The sequence below is a fragment of the Streptomyces sp. NPDC127106 genome (genome assembly GCF_042677605.1).
Classification (GTDB): Bacteria; Actinomycetota; Actinomycetes; order Streptomycetales; family Streptomycetaceae; genus Streptomyces.
The window spans coordinates 98,611-105,904 of sequence record NZ_JBHXTC010000007.1; the positions used below are offsets into that span (position 1 = coordinate 98,611).

At 73.5% G+C, this 7,294-nt stretch carries 7 protein-coding genes; 2 read left to right on the forward strand and 5 right to left on the reverse strand.

Going from position 1 to position 7,294, the window contains the following annotated elements; genetic code table 11:
- Positions 1–137: 137 nt before the first annotated feature.
- From ACFVGY_RS09850 to ACFVGY_RS09865, 4 genes are all read right to left on the reverse strand, one after another.
- Positions 138–893, reverse strand: coding sequence for an AIM24 family protein (locus ACFVGY_RS09850; protein ID WP_385673660.1), 756 nt, complete (start codon positions 891–893; stop codon positions 138–140).
- A 17-nt stretch (positions 894–910) separates the two neighbouring features.
- Positions 911–1,591, reverse strand: a complete 681-nt coding sequence (locus ACFVGY_RS09855) for an AIM24 family protein (protein ID WP_385673993.1) — start codon at positions 1,589–1,591, stop codon at positions 911–913.
- 20 nt (positions 1,592–1,611) lie between these two features.
- Complete coding sequence (locus ACFVGY_RS09860; RefSeq protein WP_385673663.1) at positions 1,612–3,339, reverse strand: TerD family protein; 1,728 nt, start codon at positions 3,337–3,339, stop codon at positions 1,612–1,614.
- Between the two features lie 184 nt (positions 3,340–3,523).
- Positions 3,524–4,168 carry a M48 family metallopeptidase gene (locus ACFVGY_RS09865; protein ID WP_385673666.1) on the reverse strand — a complete coding sequence of 215 codons (645 nt, stop codon included), beginning with the start codon at positions 4,166–4,168 and terminating at the stop codon, positions 3,524–3,526.
- A gap of 155 nt (positions 4,169–4,323) precedes the next feature.
- Here ACFVGY_RS09865 and ACFVGY_RS09870 point away from each other — a divergent pair, with 155 nt between their 5' ends.
- Positions 4,324–5,427 carry a ThiF family adenylyltransferase gene (locus tag ACFVGY_RS09870; protein WP_385673668.1) on the forward strand — a complete coding sequence of 368 codons (1,104 nt, stop codon included), beginning with the start codon at positions 4,324–4,326 and terminating at the stop codon, positions 5,425–5,427.
- Between the two features lie 153 nt (positions 5,428–5,580).
- Positions 5,581–6,909, forward strand: a complete 1,329-nt coding sequence (locus ACFVGY_RS09875) for an ABC1 kinase family protein (protein ID WP_385673671.1) — start codon at positions 5,581–5,583, stop codon at positions 6,907–6,909.
- A 39-nt stretch (positions 6,910–6,948) separates the two neighbouring features.
- On the opposite strand, the gene ACFVGY_RS09880 is transcribed toward ACFVGY_RS09875, so the two are convergent.
- Entirely contained in the window at positions 6,949–7,155 is a 207-nt protein-coding gene (locus ACFVGY_RS09880) for a hypothetical protein (protein ID WP_385673674.1), read from the reverse strand.
- Between the last annotated feature and the right edge of the window lie 139 nt (positions 7,156–7,294).

Below are 7,294 nucleotides of genomic sequence, written 5' to 3' on the forward strand. Positions count from 1 at the left end.
GGGGGGCGGCGGGGGGGGGGGGGGGGGTGTTGGCGGGGGGGGGGGGGGGGGCGCGGGGGGGGGGCGCCCCCCCCCCCCGCCCCTCTTCGTCTCCGGGGACTTCCTGGACCTTCCGGGGGTCCGGGGGGCTTCCGGGATCAGTTCCAGACGTTGTTCTGGTTCTGGGCGTGGGCGCCCTGCTGGCCCATGCCGAACTGCGCGGCCACGCCCTGGCCGATCTGGGCGTTCTGCGGCGGCAGCACCTCGCTCGGCTGCACCAGGGCGAATCCGGTGCCGAGGAAGCTGAGCTCCCAGCCCTCGCCGGTGTTGCCGCGGCGGCGCCAGACGCCGGTGGAGTGGGTCTGGGCCTGCATCTGCACGCGCAGCGAGGTGGACCAGGCGACGATGGCGTCGGCGTCCACGTTGACGTACTTGTCGGGCGTGACCTGCATCATCAACGGCTGCCCGGAGGTCATGAGGGCGACCTTGCCGCGGCCGGTGATGTTGAGCTGGTACTTGCCGGATCCGGAGATCCCGTACTGGCTGTCCACCGCGATGACCTCGGTGTGCAGGGTGGAGTCCATGGCCAGGACGTAGCTGCTGTCGACTGTGAGGCCCTCGTGGTCGACGTCCACGACGTGCACGTACTGGGCCAGGTTCGCCAGGTAGACCGTGCCCTGCCCGGAGCAGCGCATCAGGTCGAGGCCCTCGCCGGTGCGGCGGCGGGCGCCCCGCTGGTTGCTGCTCTGGTACTCGGCGTCGAAGTCGACGATGCCCTGGTAGGCGACCATGGCGCCCTTACGGGCGAGCACGTCGTCGGACCCGGCCAGGGTGACCCGCAGCAGCTGCGGGTTCTGGACGGTGTACCGCTCCTGGGACTGCTGCTCGGCGTAGCCGAAAAGTGAGCTCTGCATGATCTGTCCGCTCCCCCTCAGCCCCGCGTCCGGAGCCGGTCGGTGCTGTCCTCGCTGGGCTGTACGACGACGATGCCCTGGCCGGAGAAGGCCATCTGGTAGGCCTCCCCGCTGCCCCGGCCGATCATCGACGAGGCCTTGAAGCTGCGCTTGCCCTTCACCTTGAGGTTCGGGGACCAGGCGACGAGGGCGTCCGGGTCGACGTACGTCTCGTCCTCGCCGCGGCCGCAGTCGACGACGATCGGGGTGCCCCGGGAGGTGATGGCGACCCAGCCGGTGCCCGCGATCTGCACGTTGAACAGGCCCTGGCCGGCGAACTTGGCCATGCCCTTGACGCGCTCGACGCCCCACTGGAGGTGGGCGTCGAAGGCGAGCAGGTTGGTGCCGTTGACGGAGAGGGCGTCGTTGTTGAGGTTGACCACGACGACGTCCGCGCCGTAGTCGGCGAGGTAGAGCAGTCCGTCGCCGGTGCACTTCATCAGCGGGGCGCCCTCGCCGGTGATCCACTGGGAGGCCATCTGGCGCATGGCCGGCGGGTTGGGCTCGTACTGGATGAAGCCCTCGTACGCCACCATGGACCCGGTGCGGGCGAAGAGGTCCTGGCCGCTCTGCATGGCGACCTTGAGCATGGCGCGGCCGTGGTTCTCCATGCGGGCCGTGACCGGGGTGGGGGCGTAGCCCGCGAGCTGCTGGTTCATTGCGTTCATGACGGGCTCCCTCAGACCTCGTACGGCTGGACGACGATGAAGTTGCCGGGGGCGCCGCGGAACTGGAGGTTCACGCTCTCCCCGCTGTGGCCGGGATAGGCGTTGCGGCGCAGCCGGACCTGGCTGGAAACGATCACCTGGGAGGCCGCCGACCACGCGACGACGGCGTTGGCGTCCGCGAAGGTGGTCGGGGTGACGGGCAGGACGACGGGGGTGCCGTGCGTCTTGACGATCACCGTTCCGGTGCCGTGGAACTGCATGGTGAACAGGGCTCCGCCGGGGATGCCGTGGCCCTCGATGCGGCGCACCTCGTACTGGAGCGACTCGTCGAAGGCGAGGACGTTCTCGGAGGAGACGCAGATGGCGTCGCCCTGGAGCTCGACGCCGTGCAGGTGTGCGCCGTTCTCGGCGAGGAAGACCTGGCCGCGACCACTGCAGCGCATCAGCTGCATCTCCTGGCCGGTGGCGTTGCCGACGATGCGGCCGGCGAAGCCCGCGCCCTTGTAGCTGAAGTCGACCTTGCCCTGGTACAGGACCATGCTGCCCTGGCGGGCGAGGACGGGCTGGCCGCCCATGGCCAGGTCGACGCGCATGAGCTGCTGGTTCTGCGAGGTCCAGCGGACGCCGGTGGGGACCTCCTTGTACGGCTGGAGCGCGGCGCCGAGGCCGGGGCCGGCGGCTGCGGGCACGGCGTGCGGGGCGGCCTGGCCCGGCATCTGGCCGTACGGGGGCGGCTGCTGGCCGGGGACCTGCCCGTAGGAGGGCTGCGGCTGGCCGTAGGGGGCGGGGGTCTGGCCGTACGAGGGCTGGGGCTGGCCGGGGACCTGGCCGTACGAGGGCTGCGGGACCTGGCCGTAGGAGGGCGGGCCCGGCTGCTGCGGCGGGTGGGGCGGCTGGCCGTACGGGGCGGCGGGGGGCTGGGGGGTCTGCGGGGTCATCGGCCCGACCATGGTGGGGGCCGAGTGGACCGGGGCGGGCGGGGCCGGCTGGTGGTACTGCGGGGCCGGGTCCTGGGGAGGCTGGGGCGCCTGCGGGGCCTGCGGGGCTTGCGGAGCCTGAGGCACCTGGGGGGCCTGGGGGGCCTGGACCGGGGCGCCGAAGGACGGCGCGGGCGCGGCCGCCTGCGGCGGGGCGAAGGTCGGGGCGGGAGCCGGGGCCGTGGGCTGGGCCGGGTCCTGCTGGACGGGCTGCGCCTGCTCCGGTTCCTGCTCCTCGGCCACCTCGCCGCCGAAGTGCTTCAGCAGGGCGGCGAGTCCGCCGTCGAAGCCCTGGCCGACCGCGGCGAAGCGCCACACGTCCTTGAGGTAGAAGTCGCCGAGCATCAGCGCGCGCTCGGTGCTGAACTCCGCGCCGGTGAAGGAGTACCGGACGACCTCCTCGCCGCCGGCCACGATCCGGATGTAGCCGGGGCCGATCTGCGACATCTGGCCGTCGCCGTCGAGGGTGGCGGTGAAGGACAACTTGTGGATGTGGGCCGGGATGCGGTCCAGCGTCACCCGGAAGGACTCGGTGTCGCCGGCCTGCGCGCCGAGCTGCTGGAGCGACTCCTCCGGTGACTTCGGCTGGTTGTAGAAGACGAAGTAGCGGTCGTCCGAGAGCTGCTCGTGGGCGTCGAGCCCGAAGCAACTGATGTCGAAGGCGAGTCCCGGCCCGGCGATCTGCACGCCCACGTACAGGTCCGTACCCGCCGTCAGATCGCTGATCCTGGCCTTGTGACCGCGTTGGAATTCCCTGGCCATGCGTAAGACCGTCCCCCATCCCGACAGTGAAATGCGTGCCGCTCAGGCTAGCCGCATCCGGCGACATCCGGCCAAGTCGGTACCGACCCGGTACAAGTCCGTACCGACCCGGTACACGGCGCCCGGTACCGGCGGGCCCGGTCCGCGGCGGTCCGCGGCCCGCCGGGCTCGGTCGCCGTCGGGCTCAGTCGCCGCGGGGCTCGGGCACGTTGGGCAGGCGCTCGGCCGCGGCCACGCCCTCCAGGTAGCCGCGGGCCCGCTCGGTGCGCGGGTAGCCCTCCAGCAGTTCCCAGAAGCGCGGGCCGTGGCCCGGCACCAGGAGGTGGGCCAGCTCGTGCAGCAGTACGTAGTCGACCACGTACTCGGGCATCCTCTGGAGGCGGTGCGAGAGCCGGATGCTGCCCTCGGCCGGGGTGCAGGAGCCCCAGCGGGTGTTCTGGTTGGTGACCCAGCGGACCGAGCGGGGGTGGGCGCGGTCGCCGAGGTACTGCTCGGACAAACGGGCGGCGCGCTCGGCGAGTTCCGCGTCCCCGGGGGTGCGCCGGGTCTCCCGTGCGGCCAGCCGGTCGAGCATGACGCCCACCCAGCGCCGCTCCTCGGCCTCGGACATGCGGGCAGGGATGAGCACGACCGTGCGGTCCCCCTCGCGGTAGGCGGACACGGTCCTGCGGCGGCGCGCGCTCCGGCGGACTTCGACGGCGCGCTGCGTGGGGTCGGCAGACACGCCCACGACCGTACCCGCTCGGCGTGGACGGGAGACCCCTGCTCCGCGGTTCGGACCTGATCCATTCGCGGCGGGTGCCGCATGGAGCGCCCTTCTCCATCTCATATGCCCAATAGGTCGTGCCTGTGGACAAACTCGCGCGCCGGATGCGGCGGGAGGGCACTGTAGCGGGGACGGGAAGCCGACGTCGGGAAACCGACGGCGGGAGACCGGGGGCGGTCCGCGCGGGCGGTGCGCCGACGAGGAGGAGGGGGAAGGCCGTGTATCCGAAGGTGAAGCCCGCACTGGCCCGGGCGTGGCGGGATCTGCAGACGGTCCAGTTCGGGGTAACGCCGGCACATGCGGTCGCGCTCGGCCCGGTCGACACGGCGACGGGGGCACTCATCGACCGGATCGACGGGACCCGCGGCATGGACCTGCTGCGCACGGAGGGCGCGGCCATGGGGCTGCCGGACGGGCAGGTGGACGGGCTGGTCCGGCGGCTGGCCGCGGCCGGGCTGCTCGACGACGCCACGGCGGGCGGGCCGAGGGCCCAGGCGGTGCGCAAGCGGCCGGAGACGCTGGACCGACTGGGGCCCGACCTGGGCTCGCTCTCCCTGGTGCGCCGCGAACCCGGCGGGGACCTGCGGGGGGTGGCGGCGCGGCGGGCGATACGGATCCAGGTGCGCGGCAGCGGCCGCGTGGGCGGGCAGATCGCCGCGGTCCTGGCCGGAGCCGGCGTGGGCTCGGTGGAGGTGCTCGACGGCGGCCGGGTGGAGCCGGCGGACGTGGCGCCGGGTGGGCTCGGGGCCGACAGTGTCGGCCGGCTCCGTTCCGAGGCTGCGGCGGGGCTGGTGCGCGCCTCGGCGCCGGGGCGGGCGCCGCGGGCGGCGGAGCGGGAGGGGCCGGCGTCCGGGCCTGCTCTGGTGGTGGTCGCGCCGCGGGACGGACTCGCTGCCTGGGCCCCGGATCCCGCGCTCGCGGCCGACTGGATCGCCGCCGGCGTCCCGCACTTGTACGCGGGGGTGCTGGAGGGCACCGGGGTCGTCGGGCCGCTGGTGCTGCCGGGCGCCACGGCCTGTGCGGGCTGTATGGAGCGGGACCGGGTCGAGCGGGACCCCGCCTGGCCTCGGATGCTGGTCCAGTGGCGCTCGGCGCACCGCAGACGGGCCGCCGCAGCTTGCGATCTGGGGCTGTCCACGGCGGTGGCCGGGCTGGCCGCGGCGCACGCCCTGTCCTTCGTCGACGGGGAGCTTCCGGCCTCGACCGCGTCCCGCTGGGAGGCCGCTCTGCCGGGGCTGCACTGGGAGCGCACCGGGGTCCGGCCCCACCCGGGCTGCCCGTGTGCGGCGGCCACGCTGGCGGCGGAGGAGGAGGAACGGTAATGAGACGGGCCGGTTCGGGTCTCGGACAGGGCGGGGCGGTGCGCGCCGGAGGGCGCGGAAGGGCCATGACAGGATGCGTGGAGGCCGCAGGCGCGGGGAGGGCACCCCTGAACCGCCGCGTGCGCCAAGGCTGTCTGGGAATTGGAGGGGCGCATGTCTGATCTTCCCCGGAAGGCGGTCACCCGTACCGTCAAACTGGCCGCGCTGCCGCTGGGCATCGCGGGTCGGGCCACCTGGGGGCTGGGGAAACGGATCGGGGGCAAGTCGGCGGAGATCGTGGCGCGTGAGATCCAGCAGCGCACCGCCGAGCAGCTGTTCCGCACGCTCGGGGAGCTGAAGGGCGGTGCCATGAAGTTCGGGCAGGCGCTCTCCGTCTTCGAGTCCGCCCTTCCCGAGGAGTTCGCCGGCCCGTACCGGGCGGCGCTGACCAAGCTTCAGGAGGCGGCTCCGCCGCTGCCCGCGCAGACGGTGCACCAGGTGCTGGCGGAGCGTCTGGGGGACGACTGGCGGGACCTGTTCGAGGAGTTCGAGGACAAGCCGGCGGCGGCCGCGTCGATCGGGCAGGTGCACAAGGCGGTGTGGCACGACGGCCGGCAGGTGGCGGTCAAGGTCCAGTACCCGGGGGCCGGCGAGGCCCTGGTGTCGGACCTGCGGCAACTGAGCCGGTTCGCCGGGCTGCTGGGGCCGCTGGTCCCGGGCATGGAGCTCAAGCCGCTGATCCAGGAGATGCGCGACCGGGTCGTGGAGGAGCTGGACTACGAGTTGGAGGCCGAGGCGCAGCGCACCCATGCGGATGCGTTCGAGGGCGATCCGGACGTGGTGGTGCCCGATGTGGTGCACCAGGGTGACCAGGTGCTGGTGACCGAGTGGCTGGAAGGGACCCCTCTGTCGGAGGTGATAGCCGACGGCACGCAGGAAGAGCGGGACCGTGCGGGGCAGTTGCTGGCCCGCTTCCTGTTCACGGGGCCGGCGCGGACCGGACTGCTGCACGCGGATCCGCATCCGGGCAACTTCCGCCTGCTGACGGGGACGGACGGCCGGATGCGGCTGGGCGTGCTGGACTTCGGAACGGTCGACCGGCTGCCCGGAGGATGGCCCAAGGCCATCGGGACCTCGCTGCGGATGACGCTGGAGGACGATGCCGAGGGCATGTACGGGCACCTGTCCACCGAGGGGTTCGTGAAGGAGTCCATCGAGCTGGACCCGCGGGCGGTGCTGGACTACCTGAAGCCCATCATCGAGCCCATCGAGGTGGAGGAGTTCACCTTCACCCGGTCGTGGCTGCGGGGCCAGGCATCGCGGATAGCCGATCCCCGCTCCCCCGCCCACCAGTTGGGACGGCAGATCAATCTGCCGCCGGCGTACCTGCTGATCCACCGGGTGACGCTGAGCACCATCGGGGTGCTGTGCCAGCTGGGTGCGACGGTGCGGCTGCGGGGCGAACTGGAGGCCTGGCTGCCGGGGTTCGTGCCGCCGGAGTGAGGGGGGCGGCCCGGGGGCGCGGGCGGCCGTGGGCGGGGGTCACCACCAGGACGAGTCGAGGCGGCCCTCGATCGCCCGGAGGTTCTCCCGCGCGCAGTCCACGCAGAAGTACTGTCTGGTCCCGTTCTCGACGGAGCAGGTCCAGGTGGGCGGGGGGCCGTTCGGGGACCGGGTGCCACAGCGCGCGCAGACGACGGGCTGGGCCTCGGGTTCCGACGGTTCGGGAGGGGGAGTCGGCTGGGCCACCTTCCGACGATATCCCCGCCGGGCGCGGAGCGGTCCGCAACGCACCGGGGGACCCGGGCGCGCGGGCCCGGCCCCCGGGGGGCGGGCCGCGCGCGCCGGGGGGGGGCCGGCGGCGGGCGGGGGGCGCGGGGGGGGGGGG

Bases quoted from the DNA above. Each gene is read 5' to 3' on its own strand.
- ACFVGY_RS09850 (WP_385673660.1), bottom strand. From the start codon at position 893: ATGCAGAGCTCACTTTTCGGCTACGCCGAGCAGCAGTCCCAGGAGCGG.
- ACFVGY_RS09855 (WP_385673993.1), bottom strand. From the start codon at position 1,591: ATGAACCAGCAGCTCGCGGGCTACGCCCCCACCCCGGTCACGGCCCGC.
- ACFVGY_RS09860 (WP_385673663.1), bottom strand. From the start codon at position 3,339: ATGGCCAGGGAATTCCAACGCGGTCACAAGGCCAGGATCAGCGATCTG.
- ACFVGY_RS09865 (WP_385673666.1), bottom strand. From the start codon at position 4,168: ATGAGATGGAGAAGGGCGCTCCATGCGGCACCCGCCGCGAATGGATCA.
- ACFVGY_RS09875 (WP_385673671.1), top strand. From the start codon at position 5,581: ATGTCTGATCTTCCCCGGAAGGCGGTCACCCGTACCGTCAAACTGGCC.